Annotated in this window: 21 protein-coding genes; 12 read left to right on the top strand and 9 right to left on the bottom strand. The window is 33.9% G+C overall.

What is annotated here, in order from left to right; translation table 11 throughout:
- Positions 1 to 11 precede the first annotated feature (11 nt).
- Positions 12 to 2,456 (bottom strand): bifunctional aspartate kinase/homoserine dehydrogenase I, encoded by a 2,445-nt coding sequence (gene thrA, locus DKT72_RS02580; RefSeq protein ID WP_111307331.1) that lies wholly within the window; start codon positions 2,454 to 2,456, stop codon positions 12 to 14.
- A 338-nt stretch (positions 2,457 to 2,794) separates the two neighbouring features.
- Here thrA and DKT72_RS02575 point away from each other — a divergent pair, with 338 nt between their 5' ends.
- The gene (locus DKT72_RS02575) at positions 2,795 to 4,333 is read left to right on the top strand and encodes an NAD(P)H-hydrate dehydratase (RefSeq protein WP_111307162.1); all 1,539 of its coding nucleotides are present in this window, start codon (positions 2,795 to 2,797) and stop codon (positions 4,331 to 4,333) included.
- Between the two features lie 3 nt (positions 4,334 to 4,336).
- On the opposite strand, the gene DKT72_RS02570 is transcribed toward DKT72_RS02575, so the two are convergent.
- From DKT72_RS02570 to DKT72_RS02550, 5 genes are all read right to left on the bottom strand, one after another.
- Positions 4,337 to 5,377 carry a TlpA family protein disulfide reductase gene (locus tag DKT72_RS02570; RefSeq protein ID WP_111307161.1) on the bottom strand — a complete coding sequence of 347 codons (1,041 nt, stop codon included), beginning with the start codon at positions 5,375 to 5,377 and terminating at the stop codon, positions 4,337 to 4,339.
- Positions 5,378 to 5,464: 87 nt separating this feature from the next.
- Entirely contained in the window at positions 5,465 to 6,328 is an 864-nt protein-coding gene (locus tag DKT72_RS02565) for a nucleoside phosphorylase (protein WP_111307160.1), read from the bottom strand.
- Positions 6,318 to 7,259, bottom strand: coding sequence for a DUF1835 domain-containing protein (locus tag DKT72_RS02560; protein WP_111307159.1), 942 nt, complete (start codon positions 7,257 to 7,259; stop codon positions 6,318 to 6,320). Before DKT72_RS02560 ends, DKT72_RS02565 begins: the two co-directional genes overlap by 11 nt.
- A gap of 3 nt (positions 7,260 to 7,262) precedes the next feature.
- Entirely contained in the window at positions 7,263 to 7,592 is a 330-nt protein-coding gene (locus DKT72_RS02555) for a translation initiation factor (RefSeq protein WP_111307158.1), read from the bottom strand.
- A gap of 82 nt (positions 7,593 to 7,674) precedes the next feature.
- Positions 7,675 to 8,625: an isopenicillin N synthase family dioxygenase gene (locus DKT72_RS02550; RefSeq protein WP_111307330.1), complete on the bottom strand. Its 951-nt coding sequence runs from the start codon at positions 8,623 to 8,625 to the stop codon at positions 7,675 to 7,677.
- A 133-nt stretch (positions 8,626 to 8,758) separates the two neighbouring features.
- Here DKT72_RS02550 and DKT72_RS02545 point away from each other — a divergent pair, with 133 nt between their 5' ends.
- Positions 8,759 to 10,762, top strand: a complete 2,004-nt coding sequence (locus DKT72_RS02545; protein ID WP_370445563.1) for an alpha-ketoacid dehydrogenase subunit alpha/beta — start codon at positions 8,759 to 8,761, stop codon at positions 10,760 to 10,762.
- 39 nt (positions 10,763 to 10,801) lie between these two features.
- On the top strand, positions 10,802 to 11,275 hold the full coding sequence (locus tag DKT72_RS02540) for a 3D domain-containing protein (protein ID WP_317048415.1): 474 nt from the start codon (positions 10,802 to 10,804) through the stop codon (positions 11,273 to 11,275).
- Between the two features lie 11 nt (positions 11,276 to 11,286).
- Here the strand turns inward: DKT72_RS02540 and DKT72_RS02535 are convergent, their stop codons facing one another.
- Positions 11,287 to 11,844, bottom strand: a complete 558-nt coding sequence (locus tag DKT72_RS02535; protein WP_111307157.1) for an ExbD/TolR family protein — start codon at positions 11,842 to 11,844, stop codon at positions 11,287 to 11,289.
- 68 nt (positions 11,845 to 11,912) lie between these two features.
- Complete coding sequence (locus tag DKT72_RS18585; protein WP_262510062.1) at positions 11,913 to 12,047, bottom strand: hypothetical protein; 135 nt, start codon at positions 12,045 to 12,047, stop codon at positions 11,913 to 11,915.
- Positions 12,048 to 12,476: 429 nt separating this feature from the next.
- Here DKT72_RS18585 and DKT72_RS02530 point away from each other — a divergent pair, with 429 nt between their 5' ends.
- Positions 12,477 to 13,151: a hypothetical protein gene (locus DKT72_RS02530; RefSeq protein ID WP_162623223.1), complete on the top strand. Its 675-nt coding sequence runs from the start codon at positions 12,477 to 12,479 to the stop codon at positions 13,149 to 13,151.
- 292 nt (positions 13,152 to 13,443) lie between these two features.
- Here DKT72_RS02530 and mgrA read toward each other — a convergent pair whose 3' ends face one another.
- On the bottom strand, positions 13,444 to 14,457 hold the full coding sequence (mgrA, locus tag DKT72_RS02525) for an L-glyceraldehyde 3-phosphate reductase (protein ID WP_111307155.1): 1,014 nt from the start codon (positions 14,455 to 14,457) through the stop codon (positions 13,444 to 13,446).
- Between the two features lie 167 nt (positions 14,458 to 14,624).
- On the opposite strand from mgrA, the gene DKT72_RS02520 reads away from it, so the two are divergent.
- The 8 genes from DKT72_RS02520 to DKT72_RS02485 all read left to right on the top strand — a co-directional run bounded on the left by DKT72_RS02520 (position 14,625) and on the right by DKT72_RS02485 (position 22,233).
- A complete protein-coding gene (locus tag DKT72_RS02520; RefSeq protein WP_111307154.1) occupies positions 14,625 to 16,178 on the top strand; it encodes a DEAD/DEAH box helicase in 1,554 nt (517 codons plus the stop codon).
- A 177-nt stretch (positions 16,179 to 16,355) separates the two neighbouring features.
- The gene (locus DKT72_RS02515; RefSeq protein WP_111307153.1) at positions 16,356 to 16,805 is read left to right on the top strand and encodes a cold-shock protein; all 450 of its coding nucleotides are present in this window, start codon (positions 16,356 to 16,358) and stop codon (positions 16,803 to 16,805) included.
- 63 nt (positions 16,806 to 16,868) lie between these two features.
- Positions 16,869 to 17,639 carry a polyphosphate kinase 2 gene (ppk2, locus tag DKT72_RS02510; protein ID WP_111307152.1) on the top strand — a complete coding sequence of 257 codons (771 nt, stop codon included), beginning with the start codon at positions 16,869 to 16,871 and terminating at the stop codon, positions 17,637 to 17,639.
- Between the two features lie 26 nt (positions 17,640 to 17,665).
- The gene (locus DKT72_RS02505; protein ID WP_111307151.1) at positions 17,666 to 18,580 is read left to right on the top strand and encodes an EamA family transporter; all 915 of its coding nucleotides are present in this window, start codon (positions 17,666 to 17,668) and stop codon (positions 18,578 to 18,580) included.
- 16 nt (positions 18,581 to 18,596) lie between these two features.
- Positions 18,597 to 19,418: a DMT family transporter gene (locus DKT72_RS02500; protein ID WP_111307327.1), complete on the top strand. Its 822-nt coding sequence runs from the start codon at positions 18,597 to 18,599 to the stop codon at positions 19,416 to 19,418.
- Positions 19,419 to 19,526: 108 nt separating this feature from the next.
- Positions 19,527 to 20,534, top strand: a complete 1,008-nt coding sequence (locus DKT72_RS02495; protein ID WP_235841586.1) for a glycosyltransferase family 9 protein — start codon at positions 19,527 to 19,529, stop codon at positions 20,532 to 20,534.
- Between the two features lie 67 nt (positions 20,535 to 20,601).
- Positions 20,602 to 21,708: an alkene reductase gene (locus tag DKT72_RS02490; protein WP_111307149.1), complete on the top strand. Its 1,107-nt coding sequence runs from the start codon at positions 20,602 to 20,604 to the stop codon at positions 21,706 to 21,708.
- 105 nt (positions 21,709 to 21,813) lie between these two features.
- Complete coding sequence (locus DKT72_RS02485) at positions 21,814 to 22,233, top strand: OsmC family protein (RefSeq protein WP_111307148.1); 420 nt, start codon at positions 21,814 to 21,816, stop codon at positions 22,231 to 22,233.
- The last annotated feature ends 264 nt before the right edge of the window (positions 22,234 to 22,497 follow it).

The raw sequence follows: 22,497 nt of genomic DNA, 5'->3' as shown, positions 1-22,497 counted from the left end.
TCAAGTCTTTTTTAATCATTTCCAATTCTAATAATATCAGCAAATAATCCAGATGCTGTTACTTCGGCACCCGCACCAGCTCCTTTAATAATCATAGGTTGTTCTGGATAGCGTTGTGTATAAAACATCACAATATTATCTTTTCCTTTCAGATTATAAAATGGATGATCGCTTGGAATTTCTTGCAAGCTAACACTCGCTTTACCTTGATTTAGCTGGGCAACATATTTTAACTGACAACCTTTCGCTTTTGCGGAAGCATATAAATTTTGATAATGGGCTTCATCTGCAATCAATGTTTGGTAAAAATCATCAACAGAGTCACTTTTTAATCCGGATGGAGATAGGAACGATGAATTTGAAATATCTTCCAAATTCATTTCCATACCACTTTCTCTGGCAAGAATTAATATTTTTCTCGCCACATCAACACCACTTAAATCGATTCTTGGGTCGGGTTCTGTATACCCTTCTTTTGCTGCTTGTTTAACAACATCATAAAACTTAGTGGTGTCATCAAAATTATTGAAAACAAAATTCAAACTACCAGACAAAACCGCTTGAATAGAGGTTATTTTATCACCAGAAGCTATTAAATTGCTAAGGGTATCAATAATGGGTAAGCCCGCACCTACATTGGTTTCAAATAAGAAAGGTACATTGTATTTTAATGATAAACGCTTTAGTAGTTTATAATTTTCATAATCACTAGAACATGCTATTTTATTGCAAGCCACCACACCAATACTTTGACGTAAATACTTAGCATATAAACCTGCAACGTCTTTATTGGCGGTAACATCCACAAAAATACTGTTGCGAAGGTTTAAGGCTTTCGTTCCTTCAAAAAAACCATCTAAGGTCGCTTTTTCTCCTTTTGCCAATTGGTCTTTCCAATCACTTAAATCGATACCTTCTTCATTGAAAATCATATTCCTAGAATTGGATAATCCAGAGATTCTTAGATTAATCTTGAGGTTTTCCTTCAAATATTTACGTTGTTGCTTAATTTGCTCAACCAATTTTTCACCTACATTTCCAACGCCTGTAATAAATACATTGAGCTGTTTTGTTTTGCTTTCAAAAAATTGTTCATGCAAGGTATTAAGCGCTTTTTTTACATCACTTTGTAAGATAACAGCTGATATATTTTTTTCTGAAGCCCCTTGTGCAATCGCTCTAATATTGATATTATTTTTCCCTAACGTGCTAAACATTTTACCACTGATGCCTTGATGGTTTTTCATATTATCACCAACTAAAGCAATGATAGAGAGTTCATTTTCAACTATGATGGGGTCAATTCTGTGTAACGCAATTTCGTTTTCGAAAGTAGCATCAATAGCAGTTTTAGCCAGTTCAGCATCATTTTCATCTATGCCTAAGCAAATAGAATGTTCTGAAGATGCTTGCGTAATTAAAATAACATTGATTTTCTCTTGCGATAAGGTTTCAAACAAGCGTTTAGAAAATCCTGGAATTCCAATCATACCACTGCCTTGAAGTGTTAATAATGCGATGTTTGAAATATTACTAATACCTTTAACTGGCGATGTTGAATTCGTGATTTCGTTTGAAATAATGGTTCCAACAGCGTCAGGCTCTAAGGTGTTTTTTATATGAATGGGTATATTCAAATTTAAAACAGGCTGAACCGTTGGCGGATACAATACTTTAGCACCAAAATGAGATAGCTCCATAGCTTCTTGATATGAAATCTTTTCAATAGGGTAGGCTTGTTTTACCAATTTCGGATTGGTTGTAAACATTCCGCTAACATCGGTCCAAATCTCAAGTTGTTCTACTTTTAAGGCAGCGGCGACGATAGCCGCAGTAAAATCAGATCCCCCACGACCCAAAGTGGTTTGTTCCCCTAGTTGTGATTTAGCAATAAACCCAGGTAGGATGGTTATTCTTTGTGAAGCATTAGCAAAATAATCCTGAATATTTTTATTGGTAATATTGTAATTTACTTCTGCTTTAGTAAAGTTAGAGTTTGTAACAATTAGTTCTTGGGAATTTTTACATTCTGTTGATAAACCACGATTTTTCATGGTTTCAGCAATAATAAATGATGACAACAACTCACCAAAACTAACCAATTTATCAGATGTTTTAGGTGATAGTTCATTTATTAAATAAATTCCATCCAATAAGCTTTTAAGGGCGTTTAACCTAACTATAACATGTTCAGTAATCGAAGTGTTTTTATTTGGGTTTAACTCATTTATAATATTAAAATGAATGTCTTTTATTAAGTTGAATGTGTTAATGTACTCAGCGTCTTTGTTTTGAGCCTGTTTTCCAGCCAAAAGTAATTTATCAGTGATACCTCCAACAGCTGAAACCGTACAGATTATATAATCGTTTTTAGAATAATTTTCTAAAATATTTATAACGTTATTGATGTTTTTTGCAGAACCTACAGACGTTCCGCCAAATTTTAAAACCTTCATTTTTAATGAATTAAAGTTTAAATACATGTTTTAAGAAGATGTGATTATAAAAATCACACAGATAGACCGAAGAAAAATATACTAGCAACCCCAAAGGGTTGTAATGGTTGTAGCAATTCCAAAAATAGACGTAATGTCTTCTTTAGGAGAAGATGTATCAATACGTGTATTTTGGTTTAAAAGCTTCATTTTTTATTTGAATACATTTCAAAAGTATTACTTTTAGACATATAAAAAAACAAAAAAATGTTTTTTACGTAATTCTTATGTAGAATTGATTTTTTTTAAATTAATACCATCCAAATTATTTAGAAATAGAAAATCTTTAATGAATTAAAATGAAACTATTTTCAAAAGAACAAATATACGAAGGTGACAAGTTAACAACAGAACGCCAAAATATATCTTCAACCGATTTAATGGAACGTGCAGGCACTCAAATTTTTAATTGGATGCATCTGCGGATGCAAGGCGTACAAGTACCCATCCATATATTTTGTGGTATAGGAAATAATGGAGGAGATGGTTTGGTTTTGGCCAGACATTTAATTCTTGATGGCTATAACGTCCATATTTATATAGTTAATTACAGTGACAAGCGCTCAAAAGATTTTTTGATTAATTATGAGAGAATAAAAAATGTCACTAAAAAATGGCCTTTGTTGTTGAATGATGCTGAAGATTTTCCGGATATCAATCCTGACGACATCATTGTAGATGCCGTTTTTGGAATAGGATTAAATAGACCCGTGGCCGATTGGGTTAAAAGCTTGTTTCAGCATATTAAAATAAGTAAGGCTTTTACATTATCTATAGATATTCCTTCTGGTTTACGAACTGATAAAGTGCCTTCGGATGAACATGGCGTTGTATGGGCTGGATATACTTTAAGTTTTGCATCACCTAAATTGGTGTTTTTTTTACCAGATACAGCAAAATTTACGGAACACTGGGAAGTTTTAGACATTGGTTTAGATAGAGACTATTTGTATACAACGACTACTGAAGCCGATTTAATTGGTAAATCTGAAGTTTTAAGCATGTACATGCCTAGAGAAACATTTTCCCATAAAGGACAATTCGGACATAGTTTAATTATTGGTGGAAGTTACGGTAAAATAGGAGCGGTCGTTTTAGCGAGTAAAGCAGCGTTATCAGCAGGAGCAGGATTGGTAACGAGCTATATTCCAAAATGTGGTTATACCGTTTTGCAGGCTGCTTTTCCAGAAGCGATGGTGATTACAGATGACCATGAAAAAATTATTTCAGAAATTAGATTTGATATACAACCAACGGTTATTGGTTTTGGAGTAGGCATAGGAACCGATGATAAAACCATGGCAGCTTTTGAAACTTTTTTAAAAACAAACAAGACGTCTTTAGTTATTGATGCTGATGGGATTAATATACTATCTAAAAAAACTGAGTTGATTGAATTATTGCCAAAGGATACTGTTTTAACCCCTCATCCAAAAGAATTAGAACGCTTATTAGGACCTTGGAAAAATGACTTCGATAAATTAGAAAAAGCGAAAGTATTCTCAAAAGCACATAATGTTATTTTAGTCATAAAAGGAGCCAATAGCATCACCGTTTATCAGGATAAATTATATGTAAACACCTCGGGGAACCCTGGTTTGGCAACAGGAGGCAGTGGTGATGTATTAACGGGTATCATTACAGGTTTAATATCGCAAGGATATAATCCTTTGATAGCAACAGTTTTCGGGGTGTATTTACACGGAAAATCAGCCGATATTGCCATAGAAGATTATGGCTACCAAAGTTTAATTGCCAGTCATGTTATAGATTACTTAGGAGCCGCTTACTTAGATTTGTTTAAGCAGCCGGAACAACCCATTCAAGAAAATAAATAATATTTAAATACTTAATTCATTAAATAAGTCTACTAATCTAGGATCTGAAGGCCTAGGCGCATCGGCACTTACTATATTTCCATTAGGATCTATTAGAATGAATCTTGGAATGCCATTGATTCTGTAATTTCTAATAAAATCTGATTGCCATCCGTTTGGAGCAAATACTTGGATGCCGCCTAATTCTTTATCCGTGACCATGGCTTTCCAGCTTTCTTTAGCTTTTTCCCAAGACCCTTGATGGGTTCTATCATCGTCGATGGACACACTTACAAACTGAATGTTTTTGTTATGATATTCTTTTTCTAAATTTTTAAGAGAAGGTATCTCAGCTTTGCAAGGACCGCACCATGTTGCCCAAACATCTATATACACATATTTCCCTTTTAAATCGTTCAAAGATGTTTTGGTACCATTATGATTTTCATAATCTTCAAATACAGGAGAAGGTGAGCCTTTTGGAAGATTCGTTCTTAAAGCAACGACATCCGCTAAATAGGATTTATAAGGTTGAAGCATCGGTTCAACTTCATTTATATATTTATTAGTGATAAGCGTATCAATATTTTTATCAGAATTATAATATGAAATCAATTCATTTTTAATTTCTGAAAACTTATGTTCCAATTGAATGGAATCCAAATTAACCAACTCATCTAAATTTAAAAGTTTTTCTTCTAATAAATATTTTTTGGCAATAAAGTTGCTTTGTTCTGCCCCAGTACCTGAATATGTAATACTTTCATCAAATTCATCTGTATTTAAGGTTAAATGAATATCAAAACCATTTTTTAGAAACAAATTACTGGACTCACTACCATCATATAAGTTATAAATGCCTGTTTCTACTTTTAACGTATCGCTAAAGGTGCCATCTTCATTAACATGGATTGTTTTTGAATATGGACGATAGCTCGAACGGATTATTAATGAATCACTGTTTTTATTAGTTATTTGCCCTGAAAAGGAGACATAATCTTTTGGTTCTTCTTTACAGGAAAATATTAAAGTAGAAGTAATGGCTAGAATTAATAGTTTTCTCATTAGTTATATGTTTTTTCAAAAATAATTATTGTGAATGGATTGGATTAAATTTTAACAGTAGTTTATGTATCATAATAATAAATTCCTTCAAATACGTTTCAAAGCATAAACAATTAAATCATCAATAATCTTATTTGGGTTTTCGCTAAAAGTGCCATTGGCTCTGTTGGCAATAATAGCATTTAACGATATCGCATGATGTCCCAATAATTTTGACAAACCATAAATGGCAGACGTTTCCATTTCTAGATTGGTTATTTTAATACCATTAAAATTAAAAGTATCCATTTTATGATTCAATTCAGAATCTTCAATTTCCAATCGTAAGATCCGCCCTTGAGGCCCATAAAAACCTCCAGCCGTAGCTGTTAATCCTTTATCGATAGTAGCACTATCAAATTTCTTTTCTAGAACTTCGCTATTTGAAATTACAATGGGTGTTGGCTTATCTTTATTCCAGTGTGTATGTTTTACAAAAGCTTCTTCAATGTCTGGATGGTTGATTGTTTTTACTTTATATGCATGTAACATACCGTTCAAATCTAAAGCATGTGTACTTATCAACATAGAATCGATTGGAATATCTTTTTGAAGGGAACCAGAGGTGCCAATCCTAATTATATCTAAGCTGGTTAGTTTTTCTTTTACTTTTCTAGTTGTAAAATCTATATTTACTAATGCATCAAGCTCGTTAAGGACAATATCTATATTATCCGGCCCAATGCCTGTAGAAATAACCGAAATACGTTTCCCTTTATAAACTCCAGTTTGGGTTTTGAACTCTCTTTTTTGGGTCTCAAAATCTATGGAATCGAAGTGTTTAGTGACTTTTCCAACTCGATCTTGGTCTCCAACAAAAATAACAGTATGGGCGATATCCTCCGGTTTCAGATTTAAATGATAGATACTGCCATCTGGATTTAAAATAAGTTCGGAGGCTTTAATAGGCATTTAAATTTGTTTTTATTAGTTTATTGTGTTCTTTACTAAATTGAAAATCGGCATTACTAACCCCACCATAATACATTTTATTGTTGATTTCTGAATAAAAATGATGTTGATTTAATAGAGCTTCATGACCTTTTCTATTTAGTGTATAGCCAGATTTGTCAATATTAAAAAACAAGGAAAGCTTGTCTATAATTCTCAACAATTGAATATCCCCAAAACCATAATAGCCTTGGTAATTCAATGCATAGCCAAGTAAATGATGTTCAGATTTTATAGTGTTGTTTTTTACGATTTCAAGAATGTTTTTTTCCAAAACGTTTAATCCGCTTTTAGAATCAGGAAAACGTTCTAAATGTGCTTTTAAACAATTACTTAAATATTTAAACGAAGAACTTTTAACAATAAAAGGCTTGAACAAATTATGATCAATCCCACAGTAAATTTGCCATAGAGACACAGCTAGTTTTATATCATCGTCGTTAAGCAAAATACGGTCTTCGTAATGTTTTATTAATTGAGATGATGAGAGTTCAGATAAACCAACCAAATTTTTATTACCCTTAATTCTGCCACTACAAACCAAATATATAGGTAAAGATATCTTTTTTTGCTGAATAAGGCTTATCACTGCAATCATGTTAATGTGACAAAACAAATCATATTCAAACCAAAGGACGATTTCTGAGTAATCTTCAGAATGATTCAATTTTTTCAACTCATCTTTAAAGGCGTATACATCCAATTCCAATTGATAGAATGAAGCAAAAAAAGCTTTCCGGGTTTTAAAAAAAGCTTCAGAATCGATATCTACAAAAGTAGAACCTTCACAGAGCATTTCTTCCCAAGTGAGGATGTCCCCAGAAAATTCCAGTTCAAGAAGATATTTGGTCAAACTACTTCCGTTGGTAATATGAAGAGGTTGTTTGTTCATAAATTATCCGCCAACACGTTTTACTTTAAATCCTTTATTTTTAAGAATTTGCATGATTTTATCTCTATAATCCCCTTGGATAATTATTTTGTCTTCTTTAAAACTTCCGCCAACACTCAATGCGGTTTTAATATCTTTCGCCAATAATTTAAAATCTTCGGAGGCACCGGTATAGCCTTCTAAAATAGTTATGGGTTTGCCTTTTCGTTTTTCATATTTACAGATAATAGGGGCGTCTTGCATCCAAATACCATGTTCTTCAGAATCATTGTCATCTGAAGGTTCTGGGGTGTGATCTGGAAATAAGTTTTTTAGTTGGTCTTGTAAATCCATGTTTTTTTAGTTTACAGTTTCAATCGCAGTTGCAGTAACTTCAAGAATAATTATGCAGAAAACTACCACTGAGACTGGAAACTTATTTTTTAATTAAACCCAGTTCAATCAAACGCTCTGTTAAAAATTCGCCTGCTGTAATATCATCATATTGTTTTGGGTTACTGTCATCAATACAATTATCTAAAACATCCAGTTTCATATCACTAATAGGATGCATAAAAAATGGAATCGAGTACCTAGAGGTTCCCCAAAGTTCTTTCGGTGGATTTATAACACGATGTATTGTGGATTTTAATTTATTGTTGGTGTGTCTAGACAGCATATCGCCCACATTAATCATTAATTCATCTGGTTCAGCAATAGCGTCAATCCATTCGCCTTTATGGTTTTGTACTTGTAAACCACGCCCTTGAGCACCCATTAATAAGGTAATTAAATTAATATCACCATGCGCTGCTGCCCTAACGGCTTCTTTAGGCTCTTCTACAATAGGCGGGTAATGTATGGGACGTAAAATAGAGTTCCCATTTTTTATATAATCATCAAAATAAGTTTCTTCTAAACCCAAATGTAAAGCCAAAGCACGTAATACATATTTAGCCGTTTTCTCCAGCATTTTATAGGTTTCTTTTCCAACTTTATTGAATTCAGGAAGCTCTTCAACAATGACATTTTTAGGATATTCAGCTTCTAACTTCGGATGATTCTCAACATATTGCCCAAAATGCCAAAACTCTTTTAAATCACCTTCTTTTTTTCCTTTAGCACTTTCTTTTCCAAACGACACATAACCGCGCTGACCGCCAATGCCTGGTATTTCGTATTTTTGTTTGGTTTCTAATGGCAGATTGAAAAACTTCTTAACTTCAGAATATAGATTTTCAACTAATGCATCATCTAAAAAATGACCTTTTAAAGCTACAAAGCCAATGTCTTCATAGGCTTTCCCAATCTCATTTATAAATTTCTGTTTCCTTATTGGGTCTTCAGAAAGAAAATCATTTAAGTCAACACTTGGAACTATTTTCATAGAATTAATTTTATTTAGCATACTTACAAATGTACAAAAACATTACAAAGATTTTATATAGCATTTTACGCCTTTACATACATCTTTTTGCCTATTTGTACTATATTTGATAAACTTTGAAAAAGAATGATTAATGAGTAAATCCCATACTCCTCAAAATATATCTTACAATATTAACCATTTGGATCCGAGTTTGATTATGGGCTTGTATAAAAACATGCTAAAGCCCAGAATGGTAGAGGAGAAGATGCTCGTTTTATTACGACAAGGAAAAATCAGTAAATGGTTTTCTGGTATTGGACAAGAAGCTATTTCTGTTGGAGTTACTATGGCTATCAGACGAGAAGAGTATATTTTACCCATGCATAGGAACCTGGGTGTTTTTACGTCCCGCAACATACCATTACATAGATTATTTGCGCAATGGCAAGGAAAGGCTTCCGGTTTTACTAAAGGCAGAGACCGATCGTTTCATTTTGGTAGCCAAGATTATAAGGTTGTTGGTATGATTTCACATTTAGGCCCACAATTAGGCGTGGCAGATGGCATCGCATTGGCTTCCAAATTGAATAAAAAACCATCTGTAACGGCTGTTTTTACGGGAGAAGGTGGCACTAGCGAAGGTGATTTTCATGAAGCACTAAACATTGCCTCTGTTTGGCAGTTGCCCGTTATATTTTGTGTGGAAAATAATGGCTACGGATTATCTACACCAACACATGAGCAATATAATTGTAAAGACATTGCCGATAAAGCTATAGGTTATGGTATGGAATCCCATATTATAGATGGAAATAATATTGTAGAGGTATTTACAAAAGTCAACACCCTTGCTAACAGCATGCGAAATACACCAAGACCAGTTTTATTGGAATTCAAAACCTTTAGAATGCGTGGACATGAAGAGGCTAGTGGTACAAAATATGTTCCTAAAGACCTTTTGAAGGCTTGGGAAAAGAAAGATCCATTAATAAATTTCCAGAATTTTTTAATTAATGAAGGCATTTTAACAGAACCCCTTATAGCTTCTATAAAAGATGATTTTACCAGAGACATCAATAAACATTTAGATATTGCTTTCGCTGAAGATATTATAATTTCAAATGCAACTAACGAATTAAATGATGTATTTAAACCATTTAATTATGAAGACGTTAAAGAAAATAATAACTCTACAGAATTGCGTTTTATTGATGCCGTTTCCCAAGGGTTAAAACAGAGTATGGAACGGCATGACAATCTTGTTATCATGGGCCAAGATATCGCCGAATACGGAGGGGCTTTTAAAATGACTGAAGGGTTTTCAGAGCAATTCGGAAAAGAACGTGTTCGCAATACGCCCATTTGTGAATCTGGAATCATTGAAACGGCGATGGGACTTTCCATTGCAGGCATGAAAAGCGTGGTGGAAATGCAGTTTGCGGATTTTATTTCCTCTGGATTTAATCCCGTAGTTAATTATTTAGCGAAATCACATTACAGATGGGGACAGCATGCCGATGTCGTTTTAAGGATGCCTTGTGGAGGTGGTGTAGCTGCAGGACCATTTCACTCACAAACCAATGAAGCTTGGTTTACAAAAACACCTGGGTTAAAAGTGGTTTACCCTGCGTTTCCTTATGATGCTAAAGGACTACTAAACACGGCTATTAACGACCCTAATCCTGTATTGTTCTTTGAGCACAAAGGCTTGTATAGAACCATTAGCCAAGAAGTTCCAACAGATTACTACACTTTACCATTTGGTCAAGCCTCTGTTATCAGGGAAGGAACAGATATTACGATTATTAGTTATGGTGCGGCTGTGCATTGGGTTTTAGAAGTATTGGATAACAATAAAGACATTCAAGCAGATGTTATTGATTTAAGAACCCTGCAACCTTTAGATACTGAAGCTATCTATACTTCCGTAAAAAAGACCAATAGAGCGATTATACTGCATGAAGATTCTTTATTTGGCGGTATAGCCAGTGATATTTCTGCACTTATTATGGAAAACTGCTTTGCTTACTTAGATGCACCGGTAAAACGGGTGGCCAGTTTAGATACCCCCATTCCTTTTGCAAGTGCATTAGAAACACAGTATCTTCCTAAAAACCGGTTTGAAACTGAATTAAAATTACTTTTAAAGTATTAATATTATATTTATAAATCCAACACCGCTAAAATTATTGCTTTGAGAAGTTTATTCATTATTTGTGTTTTGCTTTTCTATGGCTGTAAAAAAGAGCCACGCTTTGAAGATGATTATGATTGGCATACTATAAAAGTAACCGCTTCAGCATATAATTCTACAAAAGCACAAACAGATTCTAACCAACATATTACAGCGTTTGGAGATAGTTTAAAACCAGGATTAAAATATATAGCCGTATCAAACGATTTATTCAGAAAAGGTCTAAAACGCGATACCCCCGTTAAAATTGAAGGCTTTGATAGTCTCTATTTCGTGAAAGATCGCATGCATTCCCGCTGGAGAAACAAAATAGATATTTATATGGGCCTTGATATAAAAGCAGCAAGAAAATGGGGCAGAAAAAAAGTATCTATTTCTTATGGAGTCCCTAAACCAACTGAAATCGATACTATTTCTAAGTCTTTAACACCCAGAGAAAGACGCTACCAAAACAAAGTGTCAGATAATAATTAAACGCTTCCCATTTATTTCATTTCAGTTTCCGATAATATAAAAGGGTAGGCTTGTTTTACTTTAATAACCTCTTCGTCCGTTAAATCATTTGATGCTTTTTTAAGCATGGTATTGCTGTAAGTATTTCTAAGTTCATAATACGCTTTCGTTAATTCGTCTTGAACAGCAATAAATTGATTATATGAGGTTTGCTTATCTGCCTGAAGTGAAAGCACGGCTGATTTTGGATTATCTGATGACGTTGAAGATCTTTCGCCGTGGCAATAGTCGCAACTACCATCTCCATTATTATCGACAAATTTTTTGGTCATATCTTTAAGCTCATAAATAGAAACCACCTCATTATCAACCATAATGGCATCATGATTATTGATAACTATTCGCATGACATTTCTATCTCCAATGTCTTTGGTACAGTCTACATGAGGAGGGCATTCCCCTGGTAATTTTCTATTAAAACCTTTGTCCTTCGGGATAGCCGAGGTTACAAGAAAGAACATAAGTAAAAGGAATGCAATGTCTGCCATAGACCCAGCATTAACTTCTGGTGATGATTTTGAATGTCTCATGGATTGTAAGTTTAAATGTTAATAAAAACTTAAATCACAAAAATAATACCAGAGTTATTTAAAAGCTTTTAATAGCTCTTAGTTTGAGAGTCTTTCCAAATGATATCTTCATGATGTTCTGGAGTATGATTCGCTCTGTAAAAAGACCATATTTCTTGGGTTATATGGTCTGTATGTTTTGAAATTCTTAAAGTTGAGTTCATTTTTTGAAAGATGATGAATTGATGATGTTTTATTTCGGAGACGTTACTTATCTGTAACGTCTCTTGTTGTTCCAATTAAAACTTTTAGTATTAACTGCTGTGCTTGTAATTTGGTTGTTGTTTAAAGTTCTCATGATATTTTGTTATTTTTAATTGATTTATACCTGATAGACGACCATAAATCAGATTTGTTACAGTACTATGCATAACATAATAATAAATTAACATAATTTTAGGAATAGGGCAGGTATTTTGATCATTAAATAGCCAAAATGTATGCTCAACATGTGTTTAGGAATGGTTTTTGTGTTAAAACAATGCAAAAAGACATTGGCTTAGTTAAACGTTTCAGATAAAGAAATATCTTTGATAACTAATTAAGGTAATGATTACATACAAACCCCATTCATTTAAAATATATTTAAGTCTGTGAAGTTTTATTTTTCATTTTTCGTTTTTATGTTCTTTTTAGCATCTATGAATGCTCAAATTGATAGTAGAAATAAGTCCATTTCAATTCCTGCCATAGAGAGTCCGAAAGATTCTTTAGATTCAAAAAGTATCTTACCATCTAAACCTATTGAAAGTAATAATACCTTTAAAGGTTTTTCTACCCCAAAAACATCCCCTCAATTCAATTTTCCTAAAAAAGAATTTTCAATGACTGGTGGCGAGGTCTTTGGAAACCCAGGAGAATTATATCAAAAGAGATTTGATAAGATAGAAGAAGATTTGAAACCAGAAGAAAATGGAGAAAATTCTGGGTTAAAAGAAAATGCTTTTTGGGGAGATTATAGAACAAAATCTGATTATATTGATATTTCTTATAGAGATTTTGGACTAGTTGATGGTGATTATTTAAGAGTTTTAGTTGATGATGATATTATAAGATCGAACGAACTTTTGATCGCAAATTTTACTGGTTTCAGGTTGAAATTAAAAGAAGGTATTAATAAAATTGAATTCTATGCAATCAATGAAGGTTCTGTACTTCCAAATACTGCTGAATACAGAATTATTGATCAGTGGAGTTATTTAATTACTGGAAAAATATGGGCTCTAGCTGCAAAGGTGAAAGTGACTATAATTATTGTAAAAGAATGATAAACAGGAAAAATACTGCTCATTCTCAGTGAGGAGATAATTATCATAGCTGGGCGTTTTTAGATAAAAATACTTATCCATCAAATTGGAATCTGTACCCATCTCAACCAAAGAAAAGTTGCATTTCCACACTAAATCACAACAGTTTTTTTATATTTTAAAAGGTCAAGCCACTTTCTACATCGAAAACCGTATAGAAATTGTAAATGAGAATGAGGGTACTTATTATTTCTAATGAAAGTAATATCCCAACCTTCAACAAATCAGGATAGGAAAACTATTAAACGTTGAATTATTTAAGGATTTTATCTATCAACGTTAATTCCTCTACAGTAAAACTCAAATTATCCAACGCTTTCACATTTTCTTTTAATTGATTGGCAGAACTAGCACCGACAAGCACAGAAGCTACTTGTGGCTGTCTTAAGATCCAAGCAATTGCCATTTGCGATAATTTTTGTTCCCGCTTTATAGCTAAAGTATTTAATGCCTTTACTTTTTCAATAGTATCATTTACCGTATCCGTATTTAAATAGGAAAAGGCTTTATTGGCTCTAGAATTTTCAGGAATACCATGTATATATTTATCGGTAAGCATCCCTTGTGCCAATGGAGAAAAGGCGATGCATCCCACACCATGCTCATGTAATGTGTTCAAAAGACCATCTTCAACCCAACGATCAAACATAGAATAGCGGGCTTGGTGAAGTATAAAAGATGTATTTAAACTTTTAAGAATCTTAGCGGCTTCTTGCGTTTCTTTTGGTTGATAATTGGAAATCCCTACATATAATGCTTTTCCTTGACGCACCATATCTGCCAAAGCACCCATAGTCTCTTCTAAAGGAGTTTCGGGATCGGGTCTGTGGTGATAAAAAATGTCTACATAATCTAAACCCATACGCTTCAAGCTTTGGTCTAAACTTGCTATTAAATATTTTCTAGAACCAAAATTCCCATAAGGTCCTGGCCACATATCATAACCAGCTTTACTGGCAATAAACAATTCGTCTCTATACTTTTTAAAATCTTTTTTAAAAATAGTTCCGAAGTTTTCTTCGGCAGACCCATACGGAGGCCCGTAATTATTTGCCAAATCAAAATGGGTGATTCCTAAATCAAAGGCACATCGTAATACCTCTCTAGCATTTTGTAAACTATCAACGAATCCGAAATTATGCCATAACCCTAAAGAAATGGCAGGTAAAAGAATACCACTTTTTCCGGACCTCTTATAGTCCATTTTATGATAACGCTCTGGGAATGCTGAATACTCTTTTATTTCGCTTTTGTCGTTGATTTGCATCGTTTTTTGAGAAAAATTATAAGGTAAAAGTAAAAATTTAATGAGACAAAAGCATACACATTAAAAAACTATTGATTTTCATTAAAACTTTAAATAAAATTTTAGCACGAATCATTCGTCATAAACCCTTTAAAGGTGTTATTTTTGCAAGCCATCAATTATCACGTATGTCAGTATCAAAAACAGAATTAGAAGAAAGAAACGCGGGCAAGGATCTATATAGTTATCAAAAAGGGGCTATAGATAAAATTTTTAAAAGCTTTGAAGAATCTCCAGACGATTACCACTTACTGTATCAATTACCCACAGGGGGAGGGAAAACCGTTATTTTTTCTGAAATTGTTAGACAATACCTAAAACATCACAAAAAAAAGGTCTTGGTGATGACGCACCGTATCGAGCTTTGTAAACAAACATCTAGTATGCTTACGGAGTTTGAGGTTGTAAATAAAGTGATTGACAGTAAGGCCGATTTAAGTGACCAAGCAGAGTATAGCTGTTTTGTAGCTATGGTGGAAACTTTGAATAACAGACTGAATGATGACAAATTGGATATTTCTGATATCGGCTTAGTTATTATTGATGAAGCTCACTATAATTCTTTCACAAAACTATTCAAGTTTTTCAGTCAATGTTTCATTCTGGGCGTTACAGCAACACCTTTAAGTTCTAGTATAGAATTGCCAATGACCGATAATTACGACGAATTGATTGTGGGCGAAAGTATAGAATCCTTAATCCAGAATGGCTTTTTAGCACGTGCCGAAATGTTCTCATACAATGTGGGCTTAACCTCTTTGGTGGTAGGTGCTAACGGTGATTATACAGTTAAATCATCAGAAGACTTGTATACGGCTAACGACATGTTAACCAAATTAATACAAGCTTACGAAGAACGCTCAAAAGGTAAAAAAACCCTAATCTTTAATAATGGAATCAATACATCTTTACACGTGTATGATACGTTTAGAAAAGCGGGATATCCGATAGCGCATTTAGACAATACCAATACCAAAAAAGAAAGAGCACAAATTTTAAAATGGTTCAAGAAAACACCTGATGCCATTTTAACATCTGTAAGTATTTTAACAACAGGTTTTGATGAGCCAACTGTAGAAAGTATTATTTTAAATAGAGCAACCAAATCATTAACCTTATATTATCAAATGATTGGTAGAGGCTCTCGTGTTTTAAAAAACAAAAAAACCTTTGATGTTATCGATTTAGGAAATAATTTCCATCGATTCGGTGCTTGGGGGGAAGATTTAGATTGGCAACGTATCTTTAGATCTCCAAATTATTATTTGGATTCTCTTTTAAGCGATGAAGATTTAGAAAGCAATTTTAGATACGAAATGCCAGATGAATTACGGGCTGAGTTCTCAAAATCCGAAAACGTTCATTTCGATATTCAGAAAACCTATGTAGAATCTGTAAGAAACGGTGAATCTTCCAAAGTAGTATTAGAGCGTTCCATAGAACAACATGCCAAAATTTGTATAGAAAATAGTGAAGATGTATATGATGCATTGGCATTAGCAAAAATGCTTGGAGACGATATAGATTTTAGAATCAACCGCTATACGAAGTGTATTAGCAAAAGCACATTCAATTTTGTGGAGTGGCTAAAAGGCGAATACAGAAAGAAATTAAATGCTTATTTAAGATCTAATTTCGACGAGGTTTTTGAGGCTATTCATGGCTATCCTCCAGAAGACTAAATCTCTATTAGGCTTTTTTTATATGATATTGCTCAAATAAGCGTATCTTTGTAGTCAATATGCATGTTTAAGCATTTTTTATAATTTTTTGATAAACAGGTTCTCGTTAATAAGATTTTATATAAAATTAATTGCAATGCAGTAATTTTTAATAATTAAAACCCTTTACCGTAAACTATGGCAAAATCACAAGTAACTTTTAACAAGATTGAGAAAGAAAAAAAACGATTAAAGAAACGAGAAGACAAGCAAAAAAAGAAAGATGCTAGAAAAGCAGAAGCTAAAGAAAACCCTCAAGGGATTCAATTTGCTTATGTAGATTACAATGGTAATTTAACAGACACGCCACCAGATCCTTCTATGAAAGTTAAAGTAGAAGCAGAAAGTATTGAAATCGGTATTCCAAAGAAAGAAATAGGAGATGATGAGCCTACCGCAAAAGAAGGAAAAGTATCCTTTTTTGACACTTCAAAAGGTTTCGGATTCATTATAGACAGTATCAATCAAGAAAAATATTTTGTTCATGTGAGTGGTTTACTTCAACCAATAGCTGAAAACGACAAAGTAACTTACGAACTAGAACGAGGACAAAAAGGAATGAATGCTGTTCGGGTTAAAAAGATTTAATTTTAATCCAAGTCCATCAACTTTTCATAGTTTTAATTCATTTTTGAGACATCATAGTGCCTTATGAGTTTGCATGCCATAGAAGAAGATCAAGAATACATTAATCTACAAACAGAATTAGTTAGGTTACAGCAACACATTAAAGCAACAAATAAACGCGTAGTCATTCTATTTGAAGGCAGAGATACCGCTGGAAAAGGAGGAGCCATTATGCGTTTTATTCGTTTTTTAAACCCTCGACTCTTTAAAGTCGTAGCATTGTCTAAACCAACAGAAAGAGAATCAGGACAATGGTATTTCCAACGTTATATAGAACATTTACCAGGTCCAGGAGAAATGGTGCTTTTTGACCGTAGTTGGTACAATAGAGCAGTGGTTGAACCTGTGATGGGATTCTGTAGCAAAGCACAATACCGTCTATTTAATAAACAAGTGGTTCAGTTAGAAAAAATGCTTATTGAAGACGGCATACACCTCTTTAAGTTTTGGTTTTCTATCGATGCACAAGAACAAAAAAGACGCTTGGAAGACCGTGTGCATAATCCTTTAAAGCAATGGAAATTGAGTAGCGTAGACGTAGAAGCCCAATCAAAATGGGAAGACTTTACAAAATACAAGGAAGCCATGTTCAAAAAAACAGGGACACCACAATCCCCTTGGATTGTTATAAAAGGAAACGAACGTGACGTTGCTAGAAAAGAAGTGATTCGCTATGTGGTTAACCGATTTGAATATGATAAGAAGGGGGAGACTAAAGAGCGTTTATCACTGGATGATTCGATAGTTACAGAAGTATTCGATTTAATTAGTTTAAAAGCATGTTTAAACAAATAATTTAAACCTGCTAGTTCATAAAAAATATGGCTATTCCACGTAAAACCATTATCGTTATATTAGCTTTTTTTGCTATCTATGTTATTTGGGGTTCTACATACCTTCTTAATAAAATAGCCGTAGCTCAATTACCGCCCTTTTTTCTAGCCTCATGCCGCTTTATCGTTGCAGGTGCTATCATCTTCGTTATTGCTAAATTCATGAAACTTAATTTAGCCATTACGAGAAAACAACTTATCAATTGTGTGTTTTCAGGATTTTTGTTTCTTGTATATGGAAATGGCGTATTTGTTTGGGCATTAAAATATGTAGACAGTGGCTTCGGAGCTTTAGAAGCCTCCACACAACCTTTATTCATATTGCTATTAATGCGCCTTATCGATAATAAAAAGATGAAAACCAATTCATTAATTGGTATTGGTTTAGGCATCATTGGTATGTATATTTTAGTAAGCCAAAGAGATTTAGTAACCCAAGAAGGCACCCTTTTAGGCATGTTCATGATTTTAACCTGTGTATTAAGTTGGAGTTATGGCAGTGTATTTGTTTCTAAAGCAGATTTACCAGGCAACTATTTTGTAAGTACAGCCTATCAAATGATGAGTGCCGGAATCCTTTTGGCTATCACCAGCTCAATACTTGGAGAAACTTGGATAGCTCCAATACATTGGGATCCGTCTGTAAGATGGTCCATGATACTGTTGAGTGTCTTTGGTAGTGTCGTCGCTTTTACCTCATTCAATTATTTGTTAAAAGTGGTATCGCCTGAAAAAGTATCAACATCAGCTTATGTAAATCCAGTGATTGCCATTGTTTTAGGATGGTATGTCTTAGATGAGGCCATCTCTTTCCAAACGATTATTGCAGCTGGTATTCTTTTAACGGGCGTGTATTTTATAACAACCAAAAGAAAAATTAAAATAAGACCATTTGGACGTTAAACTTGCCATAAAATTTATGCTGATAAGCACGCTTTCTTTTGCCTGCATGAATAGTGTTGTAAGGTATTTAGTGAACATCAGTGCTTATCAAATAGTATTTTTCAGATCCATCAGTTCTTTGTTTTTAACCGTAGGGTTTCTTTACAAAAACAAGATTCCAATGCTTGGAAATAATAAGAAGATATTGATTTTAAGAGGATTTGTTGGGGTTATTTCTATGACATTGTTTTTTATGGCAACAAAATATATTCCCATAGGCACCGCCGTATCCCTACGATATTTAGCCCCGATTTTTGCTGCTGTTTTTTCCATTTTTCTTCTAAAGGAAAAAATTAAATTTTGGCAATGGATTTTCTTCTTGTTGGCCTTTTCTGGTGTTTTGGTTTTAAAAGGCTTAGATAGAGAATTAAACAGTTATGGATTATTACTAGCGGTTATTTCAGCTGTTTTTAGTGGTTTGGTTTACATTATAATTAGTAAAATAGGGAAACGAGAGCACCCTGTAGTAGTGGTTAATTATTTTATGTGTATTGCCACATTAGTAGGAGGCATACTGTCTATTAATAATTGGGTAAATCCTGAAGGATGGCTGGAATGGTTATTAATATGTAGTTTAGGGGTTTTTGGATATTTTGGGCAAGTGTATATGACGAAAGCCTTTCAAGTAGCATCCACAAACCAAGTAGCACCCTTAAAATATTTAGAAGTGATTTTCACTGTTCTGGTAGGCTTGTTTTTATTCGGTGAAATCTATACCCTTTGGAGTATTCTTGGCATGTTCATGATTATTCTAGGACTGATTTTAAACGTGTGGTACAAATCAAATAGATTAAATTAAATTGTAAAGCAAGCCATGTCTTTGTATTTTTGTACGCTTTATTAATTATACATAGCAATAGAATTAATGACCTTTAAAACCCGTATCAATATAATAAGAAGACGGATTATGCACAGCATAACCAAGAATATTGGCAGTAATTATTCCGAACCAAAAGTTGGCGACCTTAACCTAGTTGATATAAAAAAAGTACTGATTATAAGACCCAATCATAGATTAGGCAACCAATTATTACTCACGCCTATTGTTCAAGAAGTTATAAATACATTCCCCAATGGCGAGATTGATTTATTTGTAAAAGGAGGTGTTGCCAATCCCGTATTTGAAAATTATAATCAAATCCGTAGAATCATTCAACTTCCCAAAAAACCATTCAGCAATTTATTGAAATATGCCAACGGCTGGATATCTATAAAACAAACCCATTATGATTTAGTCATTAATGGTGATAAAAACTCATCTTCAGGAAGGTTGTTAACGCAAATCTCTAAAGCTAATTTTAAAATTTTTGGTAACGATCACGAAGACATTCGCCTAAAGCATCATGATTACGAACATATTTCAAAATATCCTGTTTATAATTTAAGATACTATCTCACAAAGTTAGGATTGCCAGAGAACAATGCACCCATACCTCTATTGGACATTAAATTGAAGGATTCTGAAATAGCTGTAGGAAAGAAAATCTTAGATAACATTATAAAAAACAATAAAAGAACCATTTGCTTATATACCAATGCTACGGGCGATAAGTGTTATTCAGAAGATTGGTGGAACACCTTTTACACACGTTTACAAAACGACTATCCCGATTACAATATTATTGAAATGCTACCCATTGAAAATATTTCAAAAATAAACTTTAAAGCCCCCCATTTTTATAGTCAGGATATCCGAGAAATGGCTGCCATCATTAAAAACACCTCTATATTCATAGCAGCAGACAATGGGGTGATGCATTTGGCGAGTGCCTCATTAACGCCAACCGTAGGCTTCTTTTCCGTAACAAGTATGGATATGTATGCACCTTACGGAAATGGCAGCGTAGCCTTGCAGACCAATGAAACCTCAATGGATGATTGGCTTAAAGCCATCAATAACATCCTGATTTTTTAACAAATCCTTATCAAAACATACTTTAATTTCCCACAGCATATTCGTAAATTGTCGAAAAAATATTTATATGAGCAAACAAGCATTATTAAGCCCTTATAGCAGTGAAAATTTAAGTCTTAAAAATAGAGTCGTTATGGCACCTATGACACGTAGTAGAGCCAATAACGAGGGGAAGGTACCCACCGATGAATTAGAAGGCGTTTATTATGAACAACGAGCTTCCGCTGGTTTAATCATTACCGAAGGCTCACAAGTATCACCAAGAGCCGTTGGTTATATAAATACCCCTGGTATTCATACCAAAGCACAAGTAGAAGGTTGGAAAAAAATTACCAAACGTGTGCATGACAAAGGTGGCAAAATATTTATTCAATTATGGCATGTAGGTCGTGTATCCCATTCATCTTTCCATAATGGAGAGTTACCATTAGCACCCTCAGCTATCAATCCCCATGAACAAGTATATACCAAAGATGGTCTCAAAGAAACACCCACACCAAAGGCAATGACCTTGTCTGATATTAATGAAACAATTAACGATTTTAAACATGCTGCCAAAAATGCTGTAGAAGCTGGATTTGATGGTGTCGAAATTCATTCTTCCAATGGGTATTTATTTCACCAATTCTTTAGTGGAACAACCAATCATAGAACCGATGCTTACGGAGGCAGTACAGAAAACAAAGCCCGTTTTTTCTTTGACGTGCTAGATGCCATTAAAGAAGTGATTCCAGAAGAAAAAATAGGAGCCAGGTTTAACCCCTCATTAAATAATGTATTTGGTATGACTATGGATGAACAAACCATCCCAACCTTTGAATACATCATTAAAAAATTAAACGATTACAATTTAGCCTATGTGCATTTATCGGAACCATTTACAGATGTCTCAAATATTCCGTATGCCGTGACTGAAATTGCAAAACATTTCAGACCATTATACAACGGTACCTTAATGATTAATGCGGGCTTTACACAAGAAAAAGGAAATGCCGTAATAGAAGCTGGTAATGCCGATTTAGTATCTTTTGGGAAGCTGTACATTTCTAACCCCGATTTGGTGGAGCGTTTTGAAAACAATCTAGATTTAGCAGACTACAATCCAGACACGTTCTACACCCTAGGAAAAGAAGGCTATATAGATTATCCAAAAGCAACCAACACACACGTATAACAATTAAACTTGATCCTATGATATCGCCATAAAAGTTTACATCTAAATACGAATAAAAATAAGGCGATAACAGATAACCTTTATAAACAAATAAATTACTTACATATGAAATTTACAAGAAAAGCAAACGCACAATGGAAAGGTGCAGGAAAAGATGGAAAAGGCTATTTAACAACAGGAAGTGGTGTGCTAAGCAATACACAATACTCTTTCCATACCCGTTTTGAAGATGGTGAAAAAGGAACCAACCCAGAAGAATTAATCGGTGCAGCACACTCAGGATGTTTCGCCATGCAACTAAGCTTTTTATTAAACGAAGCTGGTTTTACAGCAACAACACTAGATGTAGCAGCAGTAGTTACTTTTGAAGACGGTAGCATTACCAAAGTAACCTTAACTTTAGAAGGTGAGGTGCCAAATATCGAAGCAGCCCAATTTCAAGACATCGCAACAAAAGCTAAAGAAGTATGTCCAATTTCAAAACTTTTGAATACAACAATCGAACTTACAGCTACTTTAAAATAACGTTTAAAACATATAAAAAACCAGTACACATTTATGTGTACTGGTTTTTTTATGGAGAATTTTAATATACCTTAAGGTAATCATCCCCAATACACCTGTCAGTTCGAGTGATGCAACACAGGAGCATCGTATCGAAAACCCATAAATCACTCATACTCTTTAGTCACCCTGTCAGTTCGAGTGACATATCGAGGCACGAGATATGTTGTATCGAGAACCAGTTCGAGTGATGCAACGAAGGAGCATCGTATCGAGAACCCATAA

The sequence above is a fragment of the Confluentibacter sediminis genome (assembly GCF_003258355.1).
Taxonomy (GTDB): Bacteria; Bacteroidota; Bacteroidia; order Flavobacteriales; family Flavobacteriaceae; genus Confluentibacter; species Confluentibacter sediminis.
Note: the sequence above shows the minus strand (reverse complement) of the source record. Positions and strands in the feature narration are given on the sequence as shown.

Coding starts and splice junctions, on each gene's coding strand:
- DKT72_RS02490 (WP_111307149.1), top strand. CDS start 20,602: ATGAGCAAACAAGCATTATTAAGCCCTTATAGCAGTGAAAATTTAAGT.
- DKT72_RS02485 (WP_111307148.1), top strand. CDS start 21,814: ATGAAATTTACAAGAAAAGCAAACGCACAATGGAAAGGTGCAGGAAAA.
- DKT72_RS02535 (WP_111307157.1), bottom strand. CDS start 11,844: ATGAGACATTCAAAATCATCACCAGAAGTTAATGCTGGGTCTATGGCA.
- DKT72_RS02555 (WP_111307158.1), bottom strand. CDS start 7,592: ATGGATTTACAAGACCAACTAAAAAACTTATTTCCAGATCACACCCCA.
- DKT72_RS18585 (WP_262510062.1), bottom strand. CDS start 12,047: ATGAACTCAACTTTAAGAATTTCAAAACATACAGACCATATAACCCAA.
- DKT72_RS02560 (WP_111307159.1), bottom strand. CDS start 7,259: ATGAACAAACAACCTCTTCATATTACCAACGGAAGTAGTTTGACCAAA.
- DKT72_RS02520 (WP_111307154.1), top strand. CDS start 14,625: ATGTCAGTATCAAAAACAGAATTAGAAGAAAGAAACGCGGGCAAGGAT.
- DKT72_RS02515 (WP_111307153.1), top strand. CDS start 16,356: ATGGCAAAATCACAAGTAACTTTTAACAAGATTGAGAAAGAAAAAAAA.
- DKT72_RS02545 (WP_370445563.1), top strand. CDS start 8,759: ATGAGTAAATCCCATACTCCTCAAAATATATCTTACAATATTAACCAT.
- ppk2 (WP_111307152.1), top strand. CDS start 16,869: ATGAGTTTGCATGCCATAGAAGAAGATCAAGAATACATTAATCTACAA.
- thrA (WP_111307331.1), bottom strand. CDS start 2,456: ATGAAGGTTTTAAAATTTGGCGGAACGTCTGTAGGTTCTGCAAAAAAC.
- DKT72_RS02575 (WP_111307162.1), top strand. CDS start 2,795: ATGAAACTATTTTCAAAAGAACAAATATACGAAGGTGACAAGTTAACA.
- DKT72_RS02505 (WP_111307151.1), top strand. CDS start 17,666: ATGGCTATTCCACGTAAAACCATTATCGTTATATTAGCTTTTTTTGCT.
- DKT72_RS02500 (WP_111307327.1), top strand. CDS start 18,597: ATGCTGATAAGCACGCTTTCTTTTGCCTGCATGAATAGTGTTGTAAGG.
- DKT72_RS02565 (WP_111307160.1), bottom strand. CDS start 6,328: ATGCCTATTAAAGCCTCCGAACTTATTTTAAATCCAGATGGCAGTATC.
- mgrA (WP_111307155.1), bottom strand. CDS start 14,457: ATGCAAATCAACGACAAAAGCGAAATAAAAGAGTATTCAGCATTCCCA.
- DKT72_RS02570 (WP_111307161.1), bottom strand. CDS start 5,377: ATGAGAAAACTATTAATTCTAGCCATTACTTCTACTTTAATATTTTCC.
- DKT72_RS02550 (WP_111307330.1), bottom strand. CDS start 8,625: ATGAAAATAGTTCCAAGTGTTGACTTAAATGATTTTCTTTCTGAAGAC.
- DKT72_RS02495 (WP_235841586.1), top strand. CDS start 19,527: ATGCACAGCATAACCAAGAATATTGGCAGTAATTATTCCGAACCAAAA.